General features: G+C 71.4%; 28 protein-coding genes. 9 read left to right on the plus strand and 19 right to left on the minus strand.

Going from position 1 to position 22,162, the window contains the following annotated elements; translation table 11 throughout:
- Positions 1-60: 60 nt before the first annotated feature.
- Positions 61-1,194: a GAF domain-containing protein gene (locus tag ACFY1L_RS04165; protein WP_388817832.1), complete on the plus strand. Its 1,134-nt coding sequence runs from the start codon at positions 61-63 to the stop codon at positions 1,192-1,194.
- Here the strand turns inward: ACFY1L_RS04165 and ACFY1L_RS04170 are convergent.
- The 3 genes from ACFY1L_RS04170 to ACFY1L_RS04180 all read right to left on the minus strand — a co-directional run bounded on the left by ACFY1L_RS04170 (position 1,175) and on the right by ACFY1L_RS04180 (position 3,649).
- Positions 1,175-1,969, minus strand: a complete 795-nt coding sequence (locus ACFY1L_RS04170) for an RNA polymerase sigma factor SigF (RefSeq protein ID WP_388817835.1) — start codon at positions 1,967-1,969, stop codon at positions 1,175-1,177. The genes ACFY1L_RS04165 and ACFY1L_RS04170 overlap by 20 nt on opposite strands.
- Before the next feature lie 275 nt (positions 1,970-2,244).
- Positions 2,245-3,357 carry an ABC transporter substrate-binding protein gene (locus ACFY1L_RS04175; protein ID WP_388817838.1) on the minus strand — a complete coding sequence of 371 codons (1,113 nt, stop codon included), beginning with the start codon at positions 3,355-3,357 and terminating at the stop codon, positions 2,245-2,247.
- Positions 3,358-3,469: 112 nt separating this feature from the next.
- Positions 3,470-3,649 carry a hypothetical protein gene (locus tag ACFY1L_RS04180; protein WP_388817841.1) on the minus strand — a complete coding sequence of 60 codons (180 nt, stop codon included), beginning with the start codon at positions 3,647-3,649 and terminating at the stop codon, positions 3,470-3,472.
- A gap of 128 nt (positions 3,650-3,777) precedes the next feature.
- Here ACFY1L_RS04180 and ACFY1L_RS04185 point away from each other — a divergent pair, with 128 nt between their 5' ends.
- The 3 genes from ACFY1L_RS04185 (at position 3,778) to ACFY1L_RS04195 (ending at position 5,409) form a co-directional block, all read left to right on the plus strand.
- Positions 3,778-4,170, plus strand: a complete 393-nt coding sequence (locus tag ACFY1L_RS04185) for a DUF2795 domain-containing protein (RefSeq protein WP_388817843.1) — start codon at positions 3,778-3,780, stop codon at positions 4,168-4,170.
- 41 nt (positions 4,171-4,211) lie between these two features.
- Positions 4,212-4,646: a CBS domain-containing protein gene (locus ACFY1L_RS04190; RefSeq protein WP_388817846.1), complete on the plus strand. Its 435-nt coding sequence runs from the start codon at positions 4,212-4,214 to the stop codon at positions 4,644-4,646.
- A 220-nt stretch (positions 4,647-4,866) separates the two neighbouring features.
- Complete coding sequence (locus tag ACFY1L_RS04195; RefSeq protein ID WP_388817849.1) at positions 4,867-5,409, plus strand: type 1 glutamine amidotransferase domain-containing protein; 543 nt, start codon at positions 4,867-4,869, stop codon at positions 5,407-5,409.
- A gap of 138 nt (positions 5,410-5,547) precedes the next feature.
- On the opposite strand, the gene ACFY1L_RS04200 is transcribed toward ACFY1L_RS04195, so the two are convergent.
- Positions 5,548-5,826: a DUF6158 family protein gene (locus tag ACFY1L_RS04200; protein ID WP_388817851.1), complete on the minus strand. Its 279-nt coding sequence runs from the start codon at positions 5,824-5,826 to the stop codon at positions 5,548-5,550.
- A gap of 56 nt (positions 5,827-5,882) precedes the next feature.
- On the opposite strand from ACFY1L_RS04200, the gene ACFY1L_RS04205 reads away from it, so the two are divergent.
- Positions 5,883-6,194, plus strand: a complete 312-nt coding sequence (locus ACFY1L_RS04205) for a hypothetical protein (protein ID WP_388819015.1) — start codon at positions 5,883-5,885, stop codon at positions 6,192-6,194.
- A 51-nt stretch (positions 6,195-6,245) separates the two neighbouring features.
- On the opposite strand, the gene ACFY1L_RS04210 is transcribed toward ACFY1L_RS04205, so the two are convergent.
- Both ACFY1L_RS04210 and ACFY1L_RS04215 read right to left on the minus strand, forming a co-directional pair.
- Entirely contained in the window at positions 6,246-7,865 is a 1,620-nt protein-coding gene (locus tag ACFY1L_RS04210; protein WP_388817853.1) for an ABC-F family ATP-binding cassette domain-containing protein, read from the minus strand.
- Between the two features lie 42 nt (positions 7,866-7,907).
- Positions 7,908-8,564 carry a histidine phosphatase family protein gene (locus ACFY1L_RS04215; RefSeq protein WP_388817855.1) on the minus strand — a complete coding sequence of 219 codons (657 nt, stop codon included), beginning with the start codon at positions 8,562-8,564 and terminating at the stop codon, positions 7,908-7,910.
- A 70-nt stretch (positions 8,565-8,634) separates the two neighbouring features.
- Between ACFY1L_RS04215 and ACFY1L_RS04220 the strand changes: the two genes are divergently transcribed.
- From ACFY1L_RS04220 to ACFY1L_RS04230, 3 genes are all read left to right on the plus strand, one after another.
- Positions 8,635-10,128: a bifunctional phosphatase PAP2/diacylglycerol kinase family protein gene (locus ACFY1L_RS04220; RefSeq protein WP_388817857.1), complete on the plus strand. Its 1,494-nt coding sequence runs from the start codon at positions 8,635-8,637 to the stop codon at positions 10,126-10,128.
- A gap of 99 nt (positions 10,129-10,227) precedes the next feature.
- On the plus strand, positions 10,228-11,049 hold the full coding sequence (locus ACFY1L_RS04225; protein ID WP_388817860.1) for a class I SAM-dependent methyltransferase: 822 nt from the start codon (positions 10,228-10,230) through the stop codon (positions 11,047-11,049).
- A gap of 42 nt (positions 11,050-11,091) precedes the next feature.
- Positions 11,092-11,262, plus strand: coding sequence for a hydrophobic protein (locus ACFY1L_RS04230; protein ID WP_388817863.1), 171 nt, complete (start codon positions 11,092-11,094; stop codon positions 11,260-11,262).
- Here the strand turns inward: ACFY1L_RS04230 and ACFY1L_RS04235 are convergent, their stop codons facing one another.
- The 13 genes from ACFY1L_RS04235 to ACFY1L_RS04295 form a co-directional block, all read right to left on the minus strand.
- On the minus strand, positions 11,263-11,547 hold the full coding sequence (locus tag ACFY1L_RS04235) for a gas vesicle protein K (RefSeq protein ID WP_388817866.1): 285 nt from the start codon (positions 11,545-11,547) through the stop codon (positions 11,263-11,265).
- Positions 11,544-11,732 carry a gas vesicle protein gene (locus ACFY1L_RS04240; protein ID WP_030936857.1) on the minus strand — a complete coding sequence of 63 codons (189 nt, stop codon included), beginning with the start codon at positions 11,730-11,732 and terminating at the stop codon, positions 11,544-11,546. Before ACFY1L_RS04240 ends, ACFY1L_RS04235 begins: the two co-directional genes overlap by 4 nt.
- On the minus strand, positions 11,729-12,496 hold the full coding sequence (locus tag ACFY1L_RS04245) for a GvpL/GvpF family gas vesicle protein (RefSeq protein ID WP_388817869.1): 768 nt from the start codon (positions 12,494-12,496) through the stop codon (positions 11,729-11,731). Before ACFY1L_RS04245 ends, ACFY1L_RS04240 begins: the two co-directional genes overlap by 4 nt.
- On the minus strand, positions 12,493-12,825 hold the full coding sequence (locus tag ACFY1L_RS04250) for a gas vesicle protein (RefSeq protein ID WP_388817871.1): 333 nt from the start codon (positions 12,823-12,825) through the stop codon (positions 12,493-12,495). The genes ACFY1L_RS04245 and ACFY1L_RS04250 overlap by 4 nt, the downstream gene beginning before the upstream one ends.
- Positions 12,822-13,928, minus strand: a complete 1,107-nt coding sequence (locus ACFY1L_RS04255; protein WP_388817873.1) for an SRPBCC family protein — start codon at positions 13,926-13,928, stop codon at positions 12,822-12,824. Before ACFY1L_RS04255 ends, ACFY1L_RS04250 begins: the two co-directional genes overlap by 4 nt.
- Positions 13,925-14,647, minus strand: a complete 723-nt coding sequence (locus ACFY1L_RS04260) for a DNA primase (RefSeq protein ID WP_388817875.1) — start codon at positions 14,645-14,647, stop codon at positions 13,925-13,927. The genes ACFY1L_RS04255 and ACFY1L_RS04260 overlap by 4 nt, the downstream gene beginning before the upstream one ends.
- Entirely contained in the window at positions 14,644-14,907 is a 264-nt protein-coding gene (locus ACFY1L_RS04265; RefSeq protein ID WP_388817877.1) for a gas vesicle protein GvpG, read from the minus strand. The genes ACFY1L_RS04260 and ACFY1L_RS04265 overlap by 4 nt, the downstream gene beginning before the upstream one ends.
- A 4-nt stretch (positions 14,908-14,911) precedes the next feature.
- Positions 14,912-15,682: a GvpL/GvpF family gas vesicle protein gene (locus ACFY1L_RS04270; RefSeq protein WP_388817879.1), complete on the minus strand. Its 771-nt coding sequence runs from the start codon at positions 15,680-15,682 to the stop codon at positions 14,912-14,914.
- Positions 15,679-16,113, minus strand: coding sequence for a gas vesicle structural protein GvpA (locus ACFY1L_RS04275; protein ID WP_388817882.1), 435 nt, complete (start codon positions 16,111-16,113; stop codon positions 15,679-15,681). Before ACFY1L_RS04275 ends, ACFY1L_RS04270 begins: the two co-directional genes overlap by 4 nt.
- Before the next feature lie 43 nt (positions 16,114-16,156).
- Positions 16,157-16,513, minus strand: coding sequence for a gas vesicle protein (locus ACFY1L_RS04280; RefSeq protein WP_388817885.1), 357 nt, complete (start codon positions 16,511-16,513; stop codon positions 16,157-16,159).
- Positions 16,514-16,580: 67 nt separating this feature from the next.
- On the minus strand, positions 16,581-17,519 hold the full coding sequence (ligD, locus tag ACFY1L_RS04285; protein ID WP_388817888.1) for a non-homologous end-joining DNA ligase: 939 nt from the start codon (positions 17,517-17,519) through the stop codon (positions 16,581-16,583).
- Positions 17,516-19,363, minus strand: a complete 1,848-nt coding sequence (locus ACFY1L_RS04290) for a transketolase (RefSeq protein WP_388817890.1) — start codon at positions 19,361-19,363, stop codon at positions 17,516-17,518. Before ACFY1L_RS04290 ends, ligD begins: the two co-directional genes overlap by 4 nt.
- Complete coding sequence (locus ACFY1L_RS04295; RefSeq protein ID WP_388817893.1) at positions 19,360-20,898, minus strand: NAD(P)/FAD-dependent oxidoreductase; 1,539 nt, start codon at positions 20,896-20,898, stop codon at positions 19,360-19,362. Before ACFY1L_RS04295 ends, ACFY1L_RS04290 begins: the two co-directional genes overlap by 4 nt.
- Positions 20,899-21,040: 142 nt before the next feature.
- On the opposite strand from ACFY1L_RS04295, the gene ACFY1L_RS04300 reads away from it, so the two are divergent.
- Positions 21,041-22,132: an enolase C-terminal domain-like protein gene (locus ACFY1L_RS04300; protein ID WP_388817896.1), complete on the plus strand. Its 1,092-nt coding sequence runs from the start codon at positions 21,041-21,043 to the stop codon at positions 22,130-22,132.
- Positions 22,133-22,162 lie beyond the last annotated feature (30 nt).

Below are 22,162 nucleotides of genomic sequence, written 5' to 3' on the forward strand. Positions count from 1 at the left end.
TGCCCGCTGACCCGGACCGGAAACAGCGGACGTCGGAGCGAGGGGCGCTAGGTTCTTGGCATGACCGAGACGGACGAATTCGGTGAAGAACTCGCGGACTTCGAACGCCGCATCGCTGAACTCAAGGCCGCACGAAGCGTGTCGGGCGGCGAGCTGCCCACCGTACTGGATGCGGCGATCTTCGAACTCGACCATGTGGTGGGCCAGTTGCTGCCCTGGTACGAGCGGCTCTCGGCATCCGGCACACCCCGTGCCGGCGCCGTCGCGGACCGCCAGGAACAGCACCTGCTGCGCACCGTGTTCCAGCGCCTGCCGCTCCCGGTCGCACTGGTCGACAAGGAGACGGTGGTACGGCGGCTGAACGGCGCGGCGAGCGCCTTCACCGGCGTCCGGGCCGGCTATGCGACGGGCCGTCCGCTGACCGGTCTGCTCGCCCACGCCGACCGGGCGGCGTTCCGCTCCCAGGCCGCGGCGGTGGCCCGCGGCGAGGGCGACCGCAGCCTCACCGTCCGTCTCCAGCAACGCCCTTCGGTCCCGGTGCACGCCACGCTGGCGGCCGTGCAGCCGAGCGGCGAGCCGCGCGCCACGGTCCTGGTGGTCCTCCAGCCCGGCGGTCTCGGCAGCCCCGCGCCGGCGGACCCGCCGACGGGTCGGACCCCGGACCTCGCCGAGGCGACCCGGCACGCGTCCCTGATGGACCTGATGGATGCGATGACCACGACCCTGCTGAACGCGGACCGCGAAACCGCTCTGGAGGCCGCGGCACGCGTGCTGCACGGCAGGTTCGCCGACTGGGTGGTCGCCGACGCGGGAACGGCAGGCGAAGCGGGACGCCTGTCCCGTACGGCAGTGCTCGCCCCCTCGGACAAGGAGGCGGCCGTACTCGAAACGCAGGATCCGGCCGCGTGCCCCCTCGTCGTCGAGACGGCGCGGACCGGATCTCCGGTGCTGCAGATCCGCCCGCCGGACCCGGACGCCTTCGGCCGGGACACGACGGGCGCCCCCGTCCTGGTACAGGCGAACGTCACCTCACTGCTGTGCGTGCCTCTGCAGGCCGAGGGCGCCGTTCACGGGGTGCTCACGCTGTTCCGCTGCGGACCCCGCCTGGCGTTCTCGATGGCCGAGGCGCAGGCGATGGACATGCTCTCCCGCCATGTCGCGCTGGCCATGGGCCCTATGCGACCTCCTGCATGACCTGCTCCCGCATCCGGGTGCAGCAGCGGCTGATCAGCCGCGACACATGCATCTGGGAGATCCCGAGCTGCTCGGCGATCCGGCTCTGCGTCATGTCGCCGAAGAACCGCATGTACAGGATGGCCCGCTCCCGCTCGGGCAGCGCGGCCAGCCGGGGCTTGACGGCCTCGCGGTCCACGACGGTGTCCAGCGCGGGGTCGGCCGAGCCGAGGGCGTCGCTGAGGGAGTAGCCGTCCTCGCTGCCGGGCAGTTCGGCGTCGAGCGAGAGGGCGGTGAAGCTCTCCAGGGCCTCCAGGCCGACCAGGACGTCCTCCTCGCTCATGCCCGCGTGCTCGGCGATCTCCGCGACGGTGGGCCTGCGGCCCGGGATGGTCTGGGAGAGGTCCTGGCCGGCGAACCGGACGCGGTTGCGCAGGTCCTGGACCCGGCGCGGCACGTGCAGGGTCCACATGTGGTCGCGGAAGTGCCGCTTGATCTCGCCGGTGATGGTGGGCACGGCGTAGCTCTCGAAGGCGTTGCCGCGTGCGGGGTCGTACCGGTCGACGGCCTTGACCAGGCCGAGGGCCGCGACCTGGCGCAGGTCCTCGAAGCTCTCACCGCGGCTGCGGAAGCGTCCCGCGAGCCGGTCGGCCATCGGCAGCCAGGCCTCGACGACCTGCTCGCGCAGTGTGTCGCGCTGGTGCCCGTCGGGGAGGGCGGCGAGCTTGCGGAAGGCGTCGGCGGTGTCGGGGGCGTCGTCGTGCGGGTGGTGCTTCGCGCTCACTGTGGTGGGCATGGTGCGTCGCAACTCCCTTGAAGGTGCTCTGGGTTGGACGGTCACCGTGGGAGGGAGGCCGCGCGTTCGGGACAGGCGCGGCCGGGGCGGCACAGGGCCGCTCCCACGGACGTGCCTCCTGTCCGAAGCACTGGACTTGCGCCTGCCCGGGACCTCTCGCCGCAAACACCCGCCCATGTTTCCGACGGCAGCGGGGACTGAAGGCGAAGGTGCAGGAGTTCCTGCCGGGGCGGGAGAAGAAGTAGCCGGTGCGGTACGGCTGTTGATCCGTCTCCTCAGCCGGTGTGGCGGATCCGGAAACGATCGGGTTCCGCCGGATCTCGATCGACGACTTGGACGGGTGTGCCCGCCCATTGCCAGACGCTGATGCCGGGCGTGCGGGAGAACTGGATCTGCCCGCGGGTGCCTTCGACGGCGACGCGCGGCCAGGATTCGGCAATGCGCGCCCGGTCCGTGCCGTGCGAACGCAGCAGCTCGGCGAGGACGGAGACCGTGTCGTAGCCCTCGAAGGCGACGAAGGAGGGCGCTGCGTCGAGCCGCTCGCGGAGGGTCTCCTCGACTCGTGCACCGAGCGGGCCGAGGCGCTCGGGCAGATAGCGCAGGAACGGGACCCCGGCGCCGTCGTCGCCCAGCAGCGTCGCCCATTCGGCGAACTCCGGCTGCCCGGCCGGAGCACCGATCATGATCTCGGCGAGGCGCCGGTCGCCGCGGACGGACTTGACGATCGGCACGGCGGGTTCCGGGTGGCCGACCAGGAGCAGGAGGGCTGTCGCGCGATGGTCGACGAGTTGGTCGCACACGGCCGCGGGGGTGGGCGCGCTCATGTCGAGCTCGATGACGGTGCCGCCGCGTGGAGCGAGGTGGTCCCGCAGGATGCGGGTCCCGGCTGCCCAGTAGACACTCGGCTGGGCTGCCACAGCGATTCGGCTGTGGCCCGCGCCGAGGAGGAAGTCCGCGTAGATCCGCCAGCCGCGGGACTGCGGCGGGGAAAGGCGCGCGACCCATTCCGTCGGCTCGTCGGTGAGCGCGTCGAGAACCGCTGACGAGCAGAGGAACGGCAGGCCGAGGGCGTCGGCCCGGGCGGCCGCGGCGCGAGCGACGACGCTGTGGTACTCCCCCGCCAGGGCGGCCACGCCCAGGTGAGCCAATTCGTCCACGGCCGCCGCGGCCCGCCGTGGATCAGCCGCGGTGTCCCGGACCACCAGCTCGAGCGGCCTGCCGACGATCCCGCCGGCGTCATTGACCTCGCGAACGGCCAGCTCGAGTCCGGCGAGCAGATGCCGGCCCGCGTCGACCCAGCCGGGCCGAGTCAGCGGAACGAGAACGCCGATCCGGACGGCTGATCCGTCAGTACGCACCGCTCCGGGTGACGATGGCGGCGTATTCATGCGTCGGCGTCTCCCCCGTGGCGACTCGAATGCAGTTCGCCGGCCGAGGGTAGCCGAGCCGAGAACGCCCGGCTTCGGCACCCCGTCCCGTGGCCGTCAGCCGACGGTGGTGTCACCCTTCCGGGCCCGGGCCAGGGCTCCGCAGGATCGTGAGTGGCACCGTCGCCGGGCCGGCCAGGGCGTCTTCGCTCGGGTCGGCCTTCTTCGCGGGCAGTAGCAGCTCCTCATAGCGGCCCAGTGCCAGCACTACGCCGAGCATGAGGAGCGGGATGAGCACAGCGAGCACTGCCATGGCCGTTCCCTCCCCTGGATGTGCGTTGGGGGTGGAGTTCGGGTCTCCCGTCGTTCGCTGTGCAAACCCTGTGTCGGCCTCCGGTCTTCGGGTACGCGGTGCCCACCCCCGAAGATCTGGAGGGAGTCATGCAGCGAGGAAGTGACCGGCTGAGCGTCCACCGCGACGAGGAGATGAAGCACGAACTGAAGGGTCTGCTCCGGTCCGGGCACCCCACGCGGAGCGAGGACTGGCACGATCCCGAACCCACCGCCGACGACGACCCGGAGGTCGCGGGCGGCCCGATCACCCCCGGGCGTTCCCGGGCCACGGTGGCGGCGATCCGCACGGAACTGGCCCGCCACCTGAACCGCCACGCGTTCCCCGCGGGGCCCCGCGAACTGGCCCGCGCCCTGCGCCGCGCCTACGCCCCGGACGCCCTGCTGGAACCGGTGGAACACCTCCCCCGCACGGCCCGCTACCACACGGTCCAGGAACTGGCGGAGGCTCTGGTGGGCGCCGGGCGGGAGCGAAGGCCGTAGGCAATCGTCGGCATCGGCCGAGGAACGGAGGAAGGCCAACTGTGACGGCTGCTTTCGTCAGGGAGGTCATGACGCCGGGCGTGGTCGCCGTCCGCCCGGACGCGTCACTTGTCGAGGCGGCGCAGCTGATGCGCGCGCAGGACATCGGGGATGTGCTGGTGGCCGACGGGCAGCAGGTCGTCGGGGTGCTCACCGACCGTGACATCGCCGTGCGTGCGGTGGCGGAGGGCGCCGATCCGCTGACGGTGAGCGCACAGTCCGTGTGCACGCCGGATCCGGTGCTCGTCGCCCCGGACGACCCCGTCTCGGCCGCCGTCGCGCTGATGCGGGCGCATGCCGTGCGCCGGCTGCCGGTCGTCGAGGACGGGCTGCCGGTCGGGATCGTCAGCCTCGGCGACCTGGCCGAGGCGCAGGACCCGGACTCGGCGCTCGCCGAGATCAGCCGGGCGGAGCCGGGCGGCCGGGGCGCCGTATGAGCCGGGAGCGGCCGCCGAGATCGGCTCCGGCGTCAGGGGCGACGTCGGCGACATGACCACCCGCTACCTCCCGTAGAGGCTGCTGCCGAGCAGGTTCGTACCCGGTCTCGCACCGCGGCCCGCCGTCCCCCGGCCATCTCGCCGGCATCGCCGCCGCAGCAACAAGTACTCCACGGCCGACGAGGCCAACTGGCATGCGCCGAAAGGACGTTGAACCATCATGCGTATCGCATTCCTGACCGCACGCGAGGGCGTGGAACAGATCGAGCTCACCGAGCCGTGGCAGGCCGTGAAGGCCGCCGGCCACGAGCCCGTGCTGGTGTCGACCAAGTCAGGTGAGATCCAGGCCTTCGACCACCTCGACAAGGCGGACACCTTCCCCGTGGACGAGGTGGTGGGCGAGGCCACGGCCGGCTCCTTCGGCGGCCTGGTCCTGCCGGGCGGCGTGGCCAACCCCGACTTCCTCCGCATGGATGAGAAGGCGGTGGCGTTCGTACGGGACTTCTTCGACCAGGGCAGGCCGGTGGCCGCGATCTGCCACGCACCGTGGACGCTGGTCGAGGCGGATGTCGTGCGGGGCCGCACCCTCACCTCGTGGCCGAGCCTGCGCACCGACATCCGCAACGCGGGCGGCACCTGGGTGGACGAGCAGGTGAAGATCGACGAAAACGGCCCGAACAAGCTGATCACCAGCCGCAGGCCGAAGGACCTGAAGGCGTTCTGCGACGCGTTCCTGCACGTGTTCTCCGAGGAGGCCGGCTGATGGGATCCCCGGCAGAGCGCAAGCGACTCGCCCGTCGCCGGTGGGCGCGCCCGGCTCGGGCGTGGGTGTGGTGGCGGAGCGGGGCGTGGTGACGGACACGTCACCGGGACCCGCCGGTGCGGCGCTGAGCGCAACGCGTCATGTGCGGGGAGTCGCCGACTCCCCGCACCGGCGGTCCCGGGCGCCTTCGCGGGTGCGGCCCGCGGACACCATGCGCCGCGGGTTGCGGCGCAGGTACTCGCCCTCCAGCTGGGCCATGCGATCGTTGTGGGCCCGCAGCGCGTCGGTCGAGCCGTACAGCAAGGTGTCGTGGCGCGTGCGGTGGATCGTCTCCAGCTCCTTCATGAGCTGCTGGTCGTCCAGCCGGCTTGGGTCGACTCCGGTCATGGTGGTGCCCCGCTCGTCGTGTTCGTCCATGCGGTCCGGGTACCCGCCCGGTCAGCACTACCCCCAACGGTGTCCGGGAGGGAGCCATGGATCTCGCCTTTCTGCCTCCACTCTACGAACATCCGGGGTCCTGGGCCTCCGTGTACGTCGAGACCTCCCGGCACACGGAGGACACGCCCCACGAACGGCACCTCCCGTCCGTGACGCTTGCCCGGGGAGGACCCGGTCTGCTGAAGATCCCCGGCGAACAGCAGTCCCGGCCGACCCCCGCGGACGATGCCCTCATCCGCTCCGCGGTGACCACGGGCGCCCCGGCCCTGTCGGTGGCACCGGCGGCCGAGGCGACCGGCGGCCGGCTCCCGGAGGGCGGCCCGGGAGCCCTGCTGCGGTGGTCATGACCCCATGGACGGCGGCCGGCGGGCCGTACATGAGCCCTCGCCCGCCGGTCGTCACCGCACCCGCTCCACGCGCCGTTCGTCCCACACCGGCACGGTGGTCTCGCGGACGCGGCCGTCGCTGCCGAAGACCAGGTACCGGTCGAAGGAGCGGGCGAACCAGCGGTCGTGCGTGACCGCGAGCACCGTGCCGTCGAAGGCCTCAAGACCCTCCTGGAGCGCCTCGGCGGACTCCAGGTCGAGGTTGTCGGTCGGCTCGTCGAGCAGCAGGGCGGTGACGCCCTCCAGCTCCAGCAGCAGGATCTGGAAGCGGGCCTGCTGGCCGCCGGAGAGCCGGTCGAAGGTCTGCTCGGCCTGGTTCGTCAGCTCGTAGCGGCGCAGACGGGACATCGCCGCACCCCGGTCCTGGGAGTGCTCCTGCCACAGAATGTCGAGAAGCTTGCGGCCCTGCAGCTCGGGGTGCGCGTGCGTCTGCGCGAAGTGCCCGGGCACGACCCGCGCGCCGAGCTTCCACTCCCCGCTGTGCGCCACGTCCTCACCGGCCAGCAGCCGCAGGAAGTGCGACTTGCCGGAGCCGTTGGAGCCGAGGACCGCGACCCGTTCGCCGTAGAAGACCTCCAGGTCGAAGGGTTTCATCAGGCCGGTGAGCTCAAGTCCCTTGCAGGTGACGGCCCTTACTCCGGTACGGCCGCCCTTGATCCGCATCTTGATGTCCTGCTCGCGCGGCGGCTCCGGCGGCGGACCCGCCTCCTCGAACTTGCGCAGACGGGTCTGGGCGGCCTGGTAGCGGGACGCCAACTCGTGGCTGATGGAGGCCGCCTGACGGAGGTTCAGTACCAGCTTCTTCAGCTGCGCGTGCTTCTCGTCCCAGCGGCGGCGCAACTCCTCGAAGCGGGCGAAGCGTTCCCGCCGGGCATCGTGGTACGTGGCGAATCCGCCGCCGTGCACCCAGGCGTCGGCGCCCGCGGGCGAGGGCTCCACGGAGACGATCTTCTCGGCGGCGCGGGCGAGGAGTTCGCGGTCGTGGGAGACGAAGAGGACCGTCTTGCGGGTTTCCTTCAGCCGCTCCTCCAGCCAGCGCTTGCCGGGCACGTCGAGGTAGTTGTCGGGCTCGTCGAGCAGCAGCACCTCGTCGGTGCCCCGCAGCAGCGCCTCCAGCACCAGCCGCTTCTGCTCACCGCCGGACAGCGTGCGCACCTGCCGGAACTGCGCCTTCTCGTACGGCACCCCGAGCGCGGCCGTGGTGCACATGTCCCACAGCGTCTCCGCCTCGTACCCGCGCACCTCGGCCCAGTCGGAAAGGGCCTGCGCGTACTGCAGCTGGGCGGCCTCGTCGTCGACGGTCATGATGGCGTGCTCGGCCTTGTCGACGGCCTTCGCGGCCTCCTGGATACGGGGTGGCGCGACCGATACCAGCAGGTCCCGTACGGTCGTCTCGTCCCGTACGGACCCCACGAACTGCCGCATCACACCCAGGCCGCCACTGACGGTGACCGTGCCCCCGTGCGGTTTCAGCTCGCCGGAGATCAGTCGCAGCAGGGTTGTCTTGCCGGCGCCATTGGGCCCGACGAGGGCCACAGCGGCCCCTTCGCCCACCCGGAAGGACACATCGCCGAGCAGCGCCCTCCCGTCGGGGAGGTAGTACTCGAGGTGTGCGGCTTCCAGATGTCCCATGAGGCCGCATTCTGCGGGTGCCCCGCGGGGTCGGGCAAACGCTTATCGCGCTTCGTCGAGAGGGCGACCGGTGGGCCCGCCCTCGCCGGCCGGGGCCACCGTCGCGCCCGCCCAGGTGATCGCCTTCCAGCCGTCCGTCGGCGAGCCCTCCAGGATCACCACGCCGGTGTTGTCCAGGGGGCGTGCGGCGGCGAAGGGAACGTCCACGTTGTCGGCGCGGGCCGCCGTCCACATGCGGATCGCCGCGCCGTGGCTGACCATCGCGACCGTACCGGCGCCGCTGCCCGCGGCCTCGGCGACGACGGCGTCGTAGCGTGCGAGCGCCTCGGCGCCGCTCTCGCCGCCCGGCATCCTCAGCTCCGTGTCCCCGGCGGCCCAGGCGAAGACCGTCTTCATGTACAGCTCGCCCTGCTCGGTGTTCCCGGGCAGCATCTCCAGATCGCCCGCTTCGAGCTCGCGGATGCCGCCGCGAACCAGGACGTCGAGGCCGCGGGCGGCGGCCAGCGGGGCGGCGGTGAGCTGCGTGCGCACGAGGGTGGAGGCGTACAGGGCCTCGATGTCCTCGCCGGCGAGCGCCTCGGGGAGGGCGGCGGCCTGCTGCTCGCCCAGTGCGGTCAGGCCCGGTCCCGGGATTGCGGTGTCGAGCAGGAAGTCGACGTTCGAGGGGGTCTGGCCGTGGCGTATGAGGAGCAGACGCATACAGGGCTCTCCGGGTGTCGATCACGGCCCGCACGACAAGAAACGGGCACTTCAGGGTACCCGCCACCGTATGAGCCCAGACGTCGACCTCACTCTCCCGAAGCCCGGCCCCCACCCGCTGCGCAATCGGCTGCTCGCGCTCGACGGCCGTCTCTTCGAGTTCGCCGCCGAGCGGAACTGGCCGGCCGCCGAGCCCGTGCTGCCGCGGCTGAGCAGGAGCGCGAACCACGGTGTGCTGTGGTTCGCCGTGGCGGCCGCGATGGCCGCGAGCCACACCCCGCGGGCCCGCCGGGCGGCCGCACGCGGCCTCGCCTCCCTCAGCCTGGCCTCCCTGACCATCAACACCCTCGGCAAGCGCTCGGTGCGCCGCCCGAGGCCCGTACTGGACCCGGTGCCGCTGGTGCGGCAGCTGAAGCGGCAGCCCATCACCACGTCGTTCCCGTCCGGCCACTCCGCCTCCGCGGCGGCGTTCGCGGCCGGTGTGGCGCTGGAGTCCCCTGCCTGGGGCGCGGTGGTCGCCCCCATCGCCTGGTCGGTCGCGCTCTCCCGCGTCTACACCGGCGTCCACTTCCCGAGCGATGTGCTCACGGGCGCGGCCCTCGGCGTGGGCGCCGCGTTCGCCGTACGGGGCATGGTGCCGACGCGCGCCCAGATCGTGCCGCCGGCCCGGCCCCGCGCGGACGTCCCGGCGCTGCCGGACGGCGCGGGGCTGGTCGTCGTGGCGAACACCGCCTCGGGGACCGCCGACCGGGTGCGCGCCTTGCAGGACGGTCTGCCCGGGGCCGAGGTCGTCGAGTGCGAACCGGCCGACGTACGGGCCGAGTTGGAGAAGGCGGCCGCCCGCGCGCAGGTGCTCGGCGTGTGCGGCGGCGACGGCACGGTCAACGCGGCCGCCGAGATCGCTCTGCGGCACGACGTGCCCCTCGCGGTCCTGCCCGGGGGCACGCTCAACCACTTCGCCTACGACCTCGGCGTGGAGGGCGCCCGCGATCTGACCCGGGCGATCCAGCAGGGCGAGGGCGTGAAGGTCGACGTCGGCCGCTTCGCCTGCGACGGCAAGCAGGGCGTCTTCCTCAACGCGTGCAGCCTGGGCGCCTATCCGGAGCTGGTGCTCGAGCGGGACCGCTGGTCGAAGCGGATCGGCGGCTGGCCGGCCGGGGTGCTCGCGGCACTGCGCGTCCTGCGCGCCGACCGGCACCCGCTGGAGGCCGAGTTCCGCGGGCAGGCCCGGCCGCTGTGGCTGCTGTTCGTCGGCAACGGCACCTACCACCGCATGGGTCTCGCGCCCGGCCGCCGACTCGACCTCGCGGACGGCCAGTTCGACGTACGGGTGGTGCACGGCGGCCGGCGGCCCGGGTTGCGCCTGCTCGCCGCCGCCGTCGCGGGACCGCTGACCCGCTCCCCCGCCCATGCCGCGGTCCAGGTGAACCGACTGCACCTGACCGGTGTCGAACCGGGCACGCTCCTCGCCTACGACGGCGAAGTCACCGAGGTGGACAGCGAGGTCACGCTGGAGAAGCTGCCCGAGGCACTCACGGTGTACCGCCCGATGCCCGCTTCCTGACGACCAGTCAGTCCACATCGCAAAACGCAGGTCTCACCATTCGACATGCGGGCGTACGGTGATGCGTACCGGCGACACGTCGAACAGGGGAGTTCAGCCATGTCGAAACCGCAGGAGACGGCCGTCTACACGCACGGGCACCACGAGTCGGTGCTGCGTTCGCACACCTGGCGGACCGCCGCCAACTCCGCGGCCTATCTGCTCGGCTCGCTGAAGCCCCACATGAAGATCCTGGACATCGGCTGCGGCCCGGGCACCATCACCGCCGACCTGGCGGAACTGGTCCCCGACGGGCACGTCACCGGCGTCGACCACGCGCCGGGAATCCTGGCGCAGGCCCGGGCCACGGCCGCCGAACGGGGCCTGAAGAACGTGGAGTTCGCGGTCGCCGACGTGCACGCCCTGGACTACCCGGACGACACGTTCTGCGTCGTCCACGCCCACCAGGTCCTGCAGCACGTCGGCGATCCGGTGCAGGCGCTGCGGGAGATGAAGCGGGTCGCCAGACCGAACGGGTTCATCGCCGTCCGCGACTCGGACTATGCGGCGATGACCTGGTATCCGGCGTCCCAGGGCATGGACGACTGGCTGGACCTGTACCGACGGGTGGCCCGCGCCAACGGCGGTGAGCCGGACGCCGGACGCCGGCTCAAGTCCTGGGCGCTGCAGGCGGGGCTGACCGACATCACGGCGACCTCCGCCACCTGGACCTTCTCGACGCCGGAGGAGCGGGCGTGGTGGAGCGGGCTGTGGGCGGACCGGACGCTGGCGTCGGCGTACGCGGAGCGGGCCACGGAGGGCGGGCACGCGACGGTTTCACAACTGCGGGCCGTGTCGGACGCCTGGCGGGAGTGGGGAGCGCGGGGGGACGGCTGGTTCAGCGTGCTGCACGGAGAGATTCTGTGCCGAAAGGATGCCTGAATCTCCTTTTCCGGGATACCCGACGAGCAGGAGGTTCACATTATGGTTGCGATCCTGCTCGTATTGCTTCTGGCGCTGGTTCTCTTCGGCGCGGGATTCGCCCTGAAGGCACTGTGGTGGATTGCGCTGATAGTTCTCGCGGTGTGGCTGCTGGGATTCCTGGTGCGCGGCACGAACGCAGCCGGCCACCGCGGGCGCTGGTACCGCTGGTAGTCAGTTCCTGGGAAGCAACGGTCCGAGCGGCCCGAGGTCCAGATTCAGGTCCTCGGGCCGCAGCCCGTACCGCTCGCGCAGTTCGGTCATGCGGTCGTCGAGGAGCATGAGCGTGAGCCCGATCCGCTCCTCCTGGTCCTCGCTGAGGTCACCGGTGTCGAAGCGGCGCAGCGCCTGGCGTTCCATGAGCTGGCGCAGCAGTTCGACGACGGTCAGGACGAGTTTGACGAGGTCGCGTTCGACGGTGTCGGGTTCCAGGTCCAGCCGGTCTCGACGCTGGGTCATGTCAACTCCCCCCAAGGTGACGGAACTTGCTCGTTGACCGAGCTGATCAGCGCGTTCAGGTCGATGCGGACGAGGTCGACGTCCGCGATGCGCAGGGTGATGTCACCGGTGATGACGACCCCGCCGGCGAGCAGCCGGTCGAGCAGGTCCACGAGGGCGATCTCACGGCGTTCGACGACGGTCACGACTCTTCCCCCGCGAAGGAATAGGCGGCCCACGGGCCGGTGAGTTCGACTCGTATTGCGGGGCTGTTCAGCTTTGTTTCGTCCTTGCTCCGGTCCACCAGTTCCACGAATTCCTCGGAGTCATTGCGGGACACCAGATAGGCGGCGTTGAGAACATTCCGGCCGGAGACTCCGGACAGGGCGGGATTCTGCGGAGCGTGCAACCGGGAATCATCGGCGTACGCGGAAAGCGCGGCGTGCAGATGGTCGGCGAACTCCTCGGTCTGCTTCCACATGTCCTCGTCCGCCCGCACCCGCTTACGCCGTTGGCGCAGATAGTCCCGGCCCGACACCGCCTTCTGCGCGGGTGCGTCGCTTTCCTCGGGTTCGGTTTCGGCGTAGACCTTGACGCCCCATTCCACCCGCCCCTCCAGCCGGTCGAGGGTGCGCCGGAAGTCGTCCTCGCGGGCCTCCATCATCACGCGGACACCGCTGTCGTCCCGGAAGACGGTGGCCAGCCGCAGGGGCAGCGGAGTGGTGACGACGGTGAGGGCGTCGATCACGCTCTGGTGGGCCCGCGCCGTCTCGGTCAGCCAGTCCAGGTCCTCCAGACGCCTGCGGAGCGGCTCCTCGGCGAAGTCCCGCTCCGGCACATGGCTGACCACAGCGATCAGACCGTGGTGGGTCAGCACTCTGGGCGGATCACCCGCCACGCCCTTCAACTGGGACTGCAACGGGGCGCCGAAGGGACGGCAGACGGCGTAGACGTACCGCAGTCCGGTCATGGGGCCTCCTCCTCTCGCTCCACCCTGCCGTTCTCCAGTTGCGCGACTCGCTCGCGCAACTCGGCGTTCTCCCGGGCGAGCTCCTTGCGGCGGGCGCCGGAGGACAACGCAGGGTCGTCCTCCCACCAGTCGATGCCCATCTCCTTCGCCTTGTCCACCGAAGCGACGATCAGCCGGAGTTTGATCGTGAGGAGTTCGATGTCGAGCAGGTTGATCCGGATGTCACCGGCGATCACGATGCCCTTGTCGAGGACGCGTTCCAGGATGTCGGCAAGGTTGGCGCCCGACCCCTGTCCATAGGGCTCGGGCAGCCGGCCGGCCATGCTCATCGACGGCCCCCGCCGTCGGCGTACTCGTACTCGGGCTCAGGCTCTTCCTCGCCTTCCTCTTCGTACTCCTCCTCGTACTCGCCCTCGGGCTCCTCGCCCTCCTCTTCGCCCGCTTCCTCCTCGGGCTCCTCTTCCTCCTCTTCCGCCCTGGGCTCCTCTTCCTCGTCGTATTCGCCCTCGGGCTCCTCGCCGTCGTACGACTCCTCGCCCTCCTGAGCGGCCTCCTCCTCGGCGACGGCGTCCTCGTGGCTCTGGACGACCTCGCCGTCGCGGATCTCGCCGCGCCAGCTGTCCGTCGCCTCTCCCTTGAGGGTGACGAAGCGGACGAAGTTCTTGAGGTCGAGGCGGGCCCGGCGGCCCTGGGCTCGCCAGATGTTGCCGGTCTTCTCGAACAGGCCCTTGGGGTAGTACTCGATGAGCAGCACGATGCGGGTGAGGCTGTCGTCGAGCGTGTGGAAGGAGACGACACCCTTCGTGGTGCCCTTGGCACCCTCCGAGGTCCAGGAGATCCGGTCGTCCGGCACCTGCTCGGTGGTCTTCGCCTTCCAGCTGCGGCTGGACCAGAAGACCTTCAGCTGCCAGTCCGACTGGATGTCGTCGGAGCGGTTGGCGCCCTTCACGCCCTTCGCGAAGGTGCTGAACTCCTGGTACTGGGTCCACTGGTCGTAGGCCGTGCGCAGCGGCACGCCGATGTCGACGTACTCGAGGATGACGGTGGGCTTCTTGCCCGCGCCCTTCTTGCGCTTGCTCTTGCCGCCGAGGCCCTTGAAGGCCTGGACGACGTTGTCCTTGGCACGGGTGGCGCCGACCCCCAGCGCGGTGCGCAGGGGGCCCTTGCCCTCGGCGAGCTTGCGGCCGCCGTCGAGCGCGAGCTTGGCGAAGCCCGGGCTGTTGCCCTCGGCGATGTCGTTCAGCTTGACGGTGGTCTCGCCGAGTTTGCGGCCGAGGCCCATCATCATGCGCGTGGTCTGTGCGGCCAGGTACTCCTGCAGTTCGGCCTTGAGCCGGTCGGCGGCCTCGCTGTGGGCCATGTCCGTCAGCTGGCCGGTCACCCCTTTGGCGCCGCTCGCGGCTGAGGTCGCGGATCCGAGCGTCTCGGTCATCGCTCACCGCCTCCCTTCGGCAGGCGGGCCCGGGCGGAGCGGGCACCGCCCCTGGCGGCGGCCGTCTTGCGGGCGGCCGTCCTCTTGGTGGCGGTCTTCTTCGCCGTCTGCTTCGTCGCGGTCTTCTTGGCCGGGGCCTTCTTCGCCGGAGCGCGCTTCGCGGCCGACTTCTTGGCCGGGGCCTTCTTCGCGGCCTTCTTGGCGGTCTTCGCCGGGCCCCGATCGTCCTCGTCGTCCGAAGACTCCTCCTCGGCCTCCGGCTCGCCGTTCTCACTCTCCGCGGCCTCGGACTCCTCGGCCTCGGGCTCGTCGTCCTCGTGCTCCTCCCGGGGCTCCTCCCCCTCACTCTCCTCCGGCTCCTCGCTCTCGTCATCCTCGAGGAGGTCCGTCGCCTGCCCTGTCACGCCCTCGAGCTGGTCGCGGACCTGGGCGGTGCGTCCGTGAAGGCGGTCGGCGAGGGCATCCATCTGCCGCTCGACCATCGCGCCCGAGGCAGCCTTGCCGACACCGCGCAGGTCCTCGCGCAGCTGGTCCCCGATCTCCTTGAACTGCGGATTGTTCTGCAGCTGCTGGGATGCCAGGTCCGCGAGGGCCCGCGGGCTCAGATGCATCCGCTTGCCGGCCACCATGGTGCCGACCGCGAACGCCAGTTTCATCTTCTTCGTACGTCCGAGGACGTAGCCGGCCCCTATCGCGAGGCCCAGTCCCACTCGGTTCATCCTGTTGTCCAGTTCCCTGGGGCCGCGCGACCGCGCAGGCCGATTTCCATCCGGTCCAGAAGCTCGTCCTCCTGTCGGTCGAACTCCTCCTCGTCGATCTCGCCCGCCTCCAACTGCTGCTCGAGCCTGGCGAGTTCGGTCCTGATGGTGGCCGGGTCGTAGTAGATCCGTTCCGCCTCCTGCAGCACCTGTCCGATCACCCACCCGCTTCCGCGCACCGGGGCGAAGGGCAGCAGGACCAGCTCCTTGATCAGTCCCACGGCGTCACTCCTGGGCGATTCCCGGGCCGGCGGTGCTGCCCGCGTGCTCGGCGGGGCCGGGCTCGACGAAGCTGTACGGCGGCAGCGGGCCGTTGACGCGCAGCTCTATGTGCGGGTGGCCCTTGCGGACCTGCTCCACCTCGGCCAGGAACGACTCGGCGGCGTCGCGCTCGACCAGGAAGGACAGGTTGACCAGCCAGCCGGTGGACTCGGGGCCCGCGTTCACGGCGGTGGCGACCGGTTCCAGGGCGCTCTGCACCTCGGCCGCGTCCTCGGTCTCCCGGTCCTTGACCGCGGCGACGACCATCTCGCCGAGCCGGAGCCGCTGCTCGTAACTGCCGCCGCCCGACTGCCGGTTGGCCTCCGTCATGGCGCGGATCTCCGGGTTCTCGGACATCACGCGGTGCAGTACGGCCTCTTCCTGGTGGGTGGCCTTGACGTTGTACTCGACCTTGCCGTCCAGGGCCTGCAGCCGCTCCTTGTAGTGGTCGGCGCGCTCGGTGAGCACACTGGTGACCGTGTCGTCGTCCGGGGCGACGCTGCCGAACCGCATGGGCAGCACGGCGCCCGCGGCGCCCGCCTCGGCCAGCACGTTCTGGTGGGCGAGCAGGTCCTTGCGCTTGGGCCGCAACCCCTCGGGAGCGTCGCTCACCACGGCGGCGAGGTCGCCCGCCGTGAGGACGCGGACCGGGAGGGGAGGGTCGCCTACACCGCCCATGCCCTTGGGGAGCGCGGAATGCGATTTCGCGGTGATGCCGTACACGTACGTACTCACTCCTGCTCCTCCTTCCTGCGCGAGGACGTCGCCTTGCGGGCGCGCGGGCGGGACTCGGTCTCGCGCTCGCGGCCACCCTCCTCACGTGCCTCTTTGAAGGCGTCGGAGATGGTCTCGGCCGCTCCGGAGAGCGCGCCCTTGGACTTGCCGCGCGCGCCGGACTCGGTGATCTCGCCGACCATGTCGGGCAGACCCGGGCTCTTGCGCGCCCCTGCCTCCAGGTCGAGGCGGTTGCACGCCTCGGCGAAGCGCAGATAGGTGTCGACGCTGGCCACGACGACACGTATGTCGATCTTGAGGATCTCGATGCCGACCAGGGAGACACGTACGAACGCGTCGATCACGAGACCTCTGTCGAGGACCAGTTCCAGAACGTCGTAGAGGCCGCTGGAGCCGCCTCCGCCGCCGCTCTGTGCCGGGACAACGGTCATGCCGACCGCGCCTCCTTGTCTGTGTGAGTTACGGAAATGCGGCCTAGCGGCCGCCGGGCCTGTGTGCGTCGGAACGTCCGCGTTCGTAGCGGCGGACGCGCCGGTAGCCGGTGAGCTGCCCCTCGGAGTCGAGGTCGACCTGATAGCTCGCCATCAGGCTCATCGTGTCCGGGACCCGGGCCAGCTCGAGGACCTCGACCTCCAGGGACCAGCCGTCCTCGGTCTGTTCGAAGGACGAGACGGTCTCGGCGGCCATGCCGGTCAGCTCCGCGAGCTGCGTGCGCGCCTGGCTCAGCAGCTCCATCGGGCTCGGCTTCTTGTCCGTCACGTCTTCCCCGTCGGATCGCTTGTCGGATTTCTGTGAACGTTGCGAGTCTTGGGTGTCTTTTGTGTTCGCCATGGCCACCTCCGGGCCCGGGTGGCCGCAATGCCGCAGGCCAAACCTCTACAAGCCGCCATTCAGAAATTCAGCAGCCGTCCCCTGGGCGCCACAACGCGTCGAGCCTGCGCCGGGCCGGTCCCAGGGCGCGGCCGCGGCCCAGGGCGCCCCACGGGTCGGTGCGGGCCTGTGCGACGGCGTCGGCGATGGTCCAGCGGCGCGCGTGCAGGGCCGGGTCGTCCAGCTGGTCCCAGGCGATCGGGGTGGCCACGGGGGCGCCGGGCCGGGCACGGACGGTGAGCGGTGCGACGGCGGTCTGTGCGTAGGCGTTGCGGCCGATGTCGAGGTAGAGGCGGTCGCCGCGCTCCTTCTTGCGTACGGCGGTGGTGAGCCGGTCCGGGTGGGCCTCGGCGAGGGTGTCGGCGACATCGCGGGCGAAGGCGCGGACCTCGTCGAAGTCGTGCCGGCCGTTGAGCGGCACGACGAGGTGCAGCCCGCGCGAGCCGGTGGTCATCAGCGCCGAGGGCAGCTTCAGCTCGTCGAGGAGTTCCCCGAGCAGCCGGGCCGCCTCGCGCACCGCCGCGAAGTCGTCCCCGGACGAAGGGTCGAGGTCGAACACCATCCGGTCGGGCCGGTCCTCGTGCCCGACCCTGGACAGCCAGCGGTGCAGGGTCACGGCCGCCTGGTCGGCGAGGTACACGAGGGTGGCGGAGTCGTCGCACACGGTGTGGCAGACGGTGCCGCCCTGCTTGGCCTCCTCGACGCGGGTGATCCACTCCGGGTAGTTCTCCGGGGTGTTCTTCTGCATGAAGCGCGGGCCGTCCAGCCCGTCCGGGTGCCGTTCCAGCATCAGCGGCCGGCCGCGCAGGTGCGGCAGCATCAGCGGGGCGGCGGACCGGTAGTAATCGACGAGGTCGCCCTTGGTGTACTCCTTCGCGTCGCCATCGCCGGGGAAGAGCACCTTGCCGGCCCGGTGGACCTCCACCGTGCGGCGCCCGGCCCGCACGGTGCGTACGTCTTGGCTCACCGCACGACCGCCTCCTCCACCAGCAGCTTCGCGGCCGCCGCGATCGACTCGGCGTCGATGCCCGCGGCGTGCAGCTGCTCGTCCGGGGAGGCCGAGCCCGGCATCGCGCGCACGGCGAGACGCACCAGGCGCGGCACGGGCCGCCCGTCGAGGAACGCGTCCAGGACGGCGTCACCGAGGCCGCCCTCCTCGTGGTGGTCCTCCACGGTCATGAGGCAGCCGGTGTCCTCGGCGGCGCGGCGCAGGGTGAGCCGGTCGACGGGCTTGACCGAGTAGAGGTCGACGACCCGGACCTTGATGCCGTCCCGGTCCAGCGCGTCGGCGGCGGCCAGCGCCTCGGCCACGGTGACGCCCGCGGCGACGATGGTCAGCCGGTCGTGGTCAGAGGAGCGCAGCACCTTGCTGCCGCCGATGGGGAACTCCTCGTCGGCGCCGTAGATCACCTTGCTCTCGCCGCGCGAGGTGCGCAGGTACCGGACGCCCTCGCGGCCCGCCATCGCGGCGACGAGCTGCGCGGTCTGGTTGGCATCGCAGGGGTAGAGCACGGTCGAGCCGTGCACCGCCCGCATCATCGCGAGGTCCTCCAGACCCATCTGGGAGGGCCCGTCCTGGCCGATGGCGGTGCCCGCGTGCGAGCCGACGAGGTTGATGCCGGCACCGCTGACCGAGGCCATGCGCACGAAGTCGTACGCACGCGTCAGGAACGCCGCGAACGTGGAGGCGTACGGCACCCAGCCGCGCGCGGCCAGCCCGACGGCGGTGGCGACCATCTCCTGCTCGGCGATGTAGCACTCGAAGTAGCGGTCGGGGTGCTCCTTGGCGAAGAACTCCGCGCGCGTGGAGTCCCCGACCTCGCCGTCGAGGGCCACGACGTCGCTGCGCCCGGAGCCGAGCGCGGCCAGCGCCTGCCCGAAGGCGTCGCGGGTGGCGACCTCGTCTCCCTTGTCCCAACGGGGCAGTTCGTAGTGGCCGGCGCGTACGGCGTGCAGCATGCGGGCGGCGGGCGGCTCGTGGACCCGGACGCGGATGTCTCGGGGGCCGCCGAGCTCGGCGATCGCCTCGTCCGCCTCGGGCAGCGGTTTGCCGTGCAGTCCCTCGCGGTCCTGGACGGACGCGACGCCCTTGCCCTTGAGGGTGCGGGCGAGGATCGCGGTCGGCTGCCCGGTGGTCGAGATCGCCTCGCCGTAAGCTCGGTCGACGGCGTCCACGTCGTGCCCGTCGACCTCGATGGTGTGCCAGCCGAACGCCTGGAAGCGGCGGGCGTAGGCGTCGAGGTCGTGTCCGTGCCGGGTGGGACCGCGCTGCCCCAGCCGGTTCACGTCGACGATGGCCGTGAGGTTGTCCAGATGCTCGTACGCCGCATGCTCGGCGGCCTCCCAGATCGACCCCTCGGCCAGCTCGCTGTCCCCGCACAGCACCCACACCCGGTAGCCGGAGCGGTCCAGCCGCTTGCCGGCCAGCGCGATGCCGACGCCGACGGGCAGCCCCTGGCCGAGGGAACCGGTGGCCGTCTCGACCCACGGCAGCCTGCGCGGAGTCGGATGCCCCTCCAGCCGGCTGCCCAGCTTGCGGAAACTGAGCAGTTCGTCGTCGTCGACGGCGCCGGCCGCCTTGTAGGCGGAGTAGAGGAGGGGCGAGGCGTGGCCCTTGGAGAGGACGAAGCGGTCGTTGCCGGGGTGCGCGGGCCGGTCGAAGTCGTAGCGGAGGTGGTTGGCGAGCAGTACGGCCATCAGGTCCGCGGCGGACATCGAGGACGTCGGATGCCCGGACCCCGCGGCATCGGCCGCGCGCACACTGTCCACGCGCAACTGCTGGGCGAGCTCGACGAGTTCGGCGGTGTTCATGAGTCTCCTTCCGCGGGAGAGTCGGGGCTTCGTTTGACGGGGTCGGGAGGTTCGCCGCCGGGCTGGGCCTCGGCGGCTTGGTCTTTCGCGGGCTCGGGGCCCGGCTGGTTCTTCGCGGGTTCGGCAGGGCGCTCCGGCGCCGACGGGCCTCCCGCGCCCGTGTCCGCCGCCGTGGCCGCCCCCGGTCCCGAATCGGCCGTCTCCGTCTCCGTTGCCGTCTCCCGGGGCTCCGGCCGACCCGGCACCCGTGCCAGTTCCGGCGACGAGGTGTCCAGCGGTACCGACCACGACCGTACGAGTCCCAACTGGACGGCCTGGCGCGGCAGTACGGCGTCCAGGAGCCAGTCCGCGGCGACGCGGACGCGGTTGCCGGGCATCGCCGCGAGGTGGTAGCCGCGGGTGACCGCGCCCGCCAGCGGGCCGGGCAGGTGGATGCCGAGCGGATTCGCGGCGGCCTTCGTGCCGCCCAGGTCGACCACGAACCCCAGGTCGCGGTGGCGGTAGGCGCGCCGTTCGCCGATGCCGAGGGACGCTGCGACGTTCTGCGCTACGGCCTTGCCGTGCCGCCAGGCGTGCTGCGCGGTCATCGCCGTGTACTTGCCGGGGTTGTTCAGATCCGGCACCGCGGCGGCGTCACCGCAGGCGAACACCTCGGGGCGGCCCGGCACTTGGAGGTGCGGGTCGACGAGGAGCCGGCCGCGTTCCAGTGGCTGCCCGGTGGACTCGACGAGCGGATCGGGCCGTACGCCGACGCACCACACCAGTGTGCGGGTGTCGACGAACTCGCCGTCGCTCAGCAGGACCCCGCCCGGCGTGGCCTCCTTCACGGAGGTCCCCATGCGCACCTCGACGCCCCGTTGCCGCAGCACCCCGTCGGCGGTGCGCGAGAGCCGTTCGTCCATCTCGGGCAGGACGCGCGGCGCGATGTCCAGCAGCATCCAGCGCGGGCGTATCCCCTGCCGGAGCGGATGCCTGCGCACCTGCGCCTCGGTGTACATCTGCCCGTGCGCGGCGACCTCCGTGCCGGTGTATCCGGCGCCGACCACCACGAAGGTGCACCGCGCGGCGCAGCTCTTCGGGTCGTCCGCGGCGGCGAGTTCCACCTGCCGGGTGACGTGGTCGCGCAGGTACAGCGCCTCGGGCAGCCCCCGGAAGCCGTGCGCGTGCTCGGCGACCCCGGGAATGGGCAGCAGCTTGTTGACGCTGCCGACGGCGAGCACGAGCCGGTCGTACGCGAGGCTGCCGCCCCCGCCCTCCGGGTCCGTGTAGTGCACTGTCTGCCCGTCCATGTCGACGGAGTCGGCCTCGCCGAGCACCAGCCGGACGTGCGGCAGGGTGCCGGAGAGCGAGACGGTCACCCGTCGGGGCTCCAGGATTCCGGCGGCGACCTGGGGCAGCAGGGGCAGGTACAGGAAGTAGTCGGTCGGGTTCAGCAGGGTGACGTCGGCCTGGTGCCGCACCAGCCGGGTCAGGGTGCGGGACGTCTGGTACCCGGCGAATCCGGCACCGACGATCACGATGCGGGGTCGACTCACGGTTGGCCTCCGGCGCTGTCGCGGACGTCGTACGGAGCCTTCCGCGTCCCCCTGGTCAGGGCCCCCAAACGTCCACCGGTTTCCGCTCCGGGCGCCGGGTACCCGGACGGCGCCCCTCCTGAGGGAACGGCAGGGAACAGCCATGGAACTCCACCGCCCGCTCGTGTCGGTGTACACGGTGCCGACCGATGCTCCCGAGGCCGACGGCACGCTGGCCTGGGAGTCCACGACGATCGTGATCGCCGAGGTGACGACGGGCGACGAGACCGGCACCGGATGGACGTACGGCCCGGAAGCGGTCGGCGACTTCGTACGCGACCACCTCGCGCCCATGCTCGAGGGCCGCGACGCCCTCGACATCCCCGCCGCGCACGACGCGATGTGCCGCTCCGTCCGCAACGCGGGCCGTCCCGGTATCGCAGCCTGCGCGATCTCCGCGGTGGACATCGCCCTGTGGGACCTCAAGGCCCGTCTCCTCGAACTTCCCCTGGCCCGCCTGCTCGGCGTCTGCCGCGAACGAGTTCCCGTGTACGGCAGTGGCGGTTTCACGACGTACCACGACACGCATCTGGCCGCGCAGTTGAACGGCTGGGTGCACGGGCAGCACATCCCGCGCGTCAAGATGAAGATCGGCGAGAGCTGGGGCCGGGCGGTCCCCCGCGACCTGGCCCGCGTCCAGGCGGCACGCCAAGTGATCGGCTCCGAGGCCGAGTTGTACGTCGACGCGAACGGCGCCTACACCCGCAAGCAGGCCGTACGGGTCGGCCGCGCCCTCGCCGAGCACGGCGTCGGCTGGTTCGAGGAGCCGGTCTCCTCCGACGACCTGAAGGGCCTGCGGCTGGTCCGCGACGCCCTGGTGTGCGACGTGACGGCCGGCGAATACGGCTACGACCTCCCGTACTTCGCCCGCATGATCAGCGCCGGCGCGGTCGACTGCCTGCAGATCGACGCGACACGCTGCGGCGGCATCACGGAGTTCGTCCGCGCCGCCGCCCTCGCCCAGGCCCACGGCCTCGAAGTCTCCACCCACTGCGCCCCGCACGCCCACGCCGCGGCAGCAGCCTCGCTCCCCAACCTCCGCCACATGGAGTGGTTCCACGACCACGTCCGCATCGAGGACATGTTCTTCGACGGGGCGCTGGATCCGACAGGGGGTGCGGTGCGGCCGCTGGCCGGGGTGGGCCACGGGCTGACACTGCTGACGGACGAGGTGGAGGAGTACCGGGTCGCCTAGCGGCGGGCGAGCCGGATCAGCTTCCGTCCG

Origin of the sequence: Streptomyces sp. NPDC001663, assembly GCF_042893105.1 — a bacterium.
In the GTDB taxonomy this organism is placed as follows: Bacteria; Actinomycetota; Actinomycetes; order Streptomycetales; family Streptomycetaceae; genus Streptomyces.

Bases quoted from the DNA above. Each gene is read 5' to 3' on its own strand.
- ACFY1L_RS04165 (WP_388817832.1), top strand. From the start codon at position 61: ATGACCGAGACGGACGAATTCGGTGAAGAACTCGCGGACTTCGAACGC.
- ACFY1L_RS04170 (WP_388817835.1), bottom strand. From the start codon at position 1,969: ATGCCCACCACAGTGAGCGCGAAGCACCACCCGCACGACGACGCCCCC.
- ACFY1L_RS04175 (WP_388817838.1), bottom strand. From the start codon at position 3,357: ATGAATACGCCGCCATCGTCACCCGGAGCGGTGCGTACTGACGGATCA.
- ACFY1L_RS04180 (WP_388817841.1), bottom strand. From the start codon at position 3,649: ATGGCAGTGCTCGCTGTGCTCATCCCGCTCCTCATGCTCGGCGTAGTG.
- ACFY1L_RS04185 (WP_388817843.1), top strand. From the start codon at position 3,778: ATGCAGCGAGGAAGTGACCGGCTGAGCGTCCACCGCGACGAGGAGATG.
- ACFY1L_RS04195 (WP_388817849.1), top strand. From the start codon at position 4,867: ATGCGTATCGCATTCCTGACCGCACGCGAGGGCGTGGAACAGATCGAG.
- ACFY1L_RS04200 (WP_388817851.1), bottom strand. From the start codon at position 5,826: ATGGACGAACACGACGAGCGGGGCACCACCATGACCGGAGTCGACCCA.
- ACFY1L_RS04205 (WP_388819015.1), top strand. From the start codon at position 5,883: ATGGATCTCGCCTTTCTGCCTCCACTCTACGAACATCCGGGGTCCTGG.
- ACFY1L_RS04210 (WP_388817853.1), bottom strand. From the start codon at position 7,865: ATGGGACATCTGGAAGCCGCACACCTCGAGTACTACCTCCCCGACGGG.
- ACFY1L_RS04215 (WP_388817855.1), bottom strand. From the start codon at position 8,564: ATGCGTCTGCTCCTCATACGCCACGGCCAGACCCCCTCGAACGTCGAC.
- ACFY1L_RS04220 (WP_388817857.1), top strand. From the start codon at position 8,635: ATGAGCCCAGACGTCGACCTCACTCTCCCGAAGCCCGGCCCCCACCCG.
- ACFY1L_RS04225 (WP_388817860.1), top strand. From the start codon at position 10,228: ATGTCGAAACCGCAGGAGACGGCCGTCTACACGCACGGGCACCACGAG.
- ACFY1L_RS04230 (WP_388817863.1), top strand. From the start codon at position 11,092: ATGGTTGCGATCCTGCTCGTATTGCTTCTGGCGCTGGTTCTCTTCGGC.
- ACFY1L_RS04235 (WP_388817866.1), bottom strand. From the start codon at position 11,547: ATGACCCAGCGTCGAGACCGGCTGGACCTGGAACCCGACACCGTCGAA.
- ACFY1L_RS04245 (WP_388817869.1), bottom strand. From the start codon at position 12,496: ATGACCGGACTGCGGTACGTCTACGCCGTCTGCCGTCCCTTCGGCGCC.
- ACFY1L_RS04250 (WP_388817871.1), bottom strand. From the start codon at position 12,825: ATGAGCATGGCCGGCCGGCTGCCCGAGCCCTATGGACAGGGGTCGGGC.
- ACFY1L_RS04255 (WP_388817873.1), bottom strand. From the start codon at position 13,928: ATGACCGAGACGCTCGGATCCGCGACCTCAGCCGCGAGCGGCGCCAAA.
- ACFY1L_RS04260 (WP_388817875.1), bottom strand. From the start codon at position 14,647: ATGAACCGAGTGGGACTGGGCCTCGCGATAGGGGCCGGCTACGTCCTC.
- ACFY1L_RS04275 (WP_388817882.1), bottom strand. From the start codon at position 16,113: ATGACCGTTGTCCCGGCACAGAGCGGCGGCGGAGGCGGCTCCAGCGGC.
- ACFY1L_RS04280 (WP_388817885.1), bottom strand. From the start codon at position 16,513: ATGGCGAACACAAAAGACACCCAAGACTCGCAACGTTCACAGAAATCC.
- ACFY1L_RS04290 (WP_388817890.1), bottom strand. From the start codon at position 19,363: ATGAACACCGCCGAACTCGTCGAGCTCGCCCAGCAGTTGCGCGTGGAC.
- ACFY1L_RS04300 (WP_388817896.1), top strand. From the start codon at position 21,041: ATGGAACTCCACCGCCCGCTCGTGTCGGTGTACACGGTGCCGACCGAT.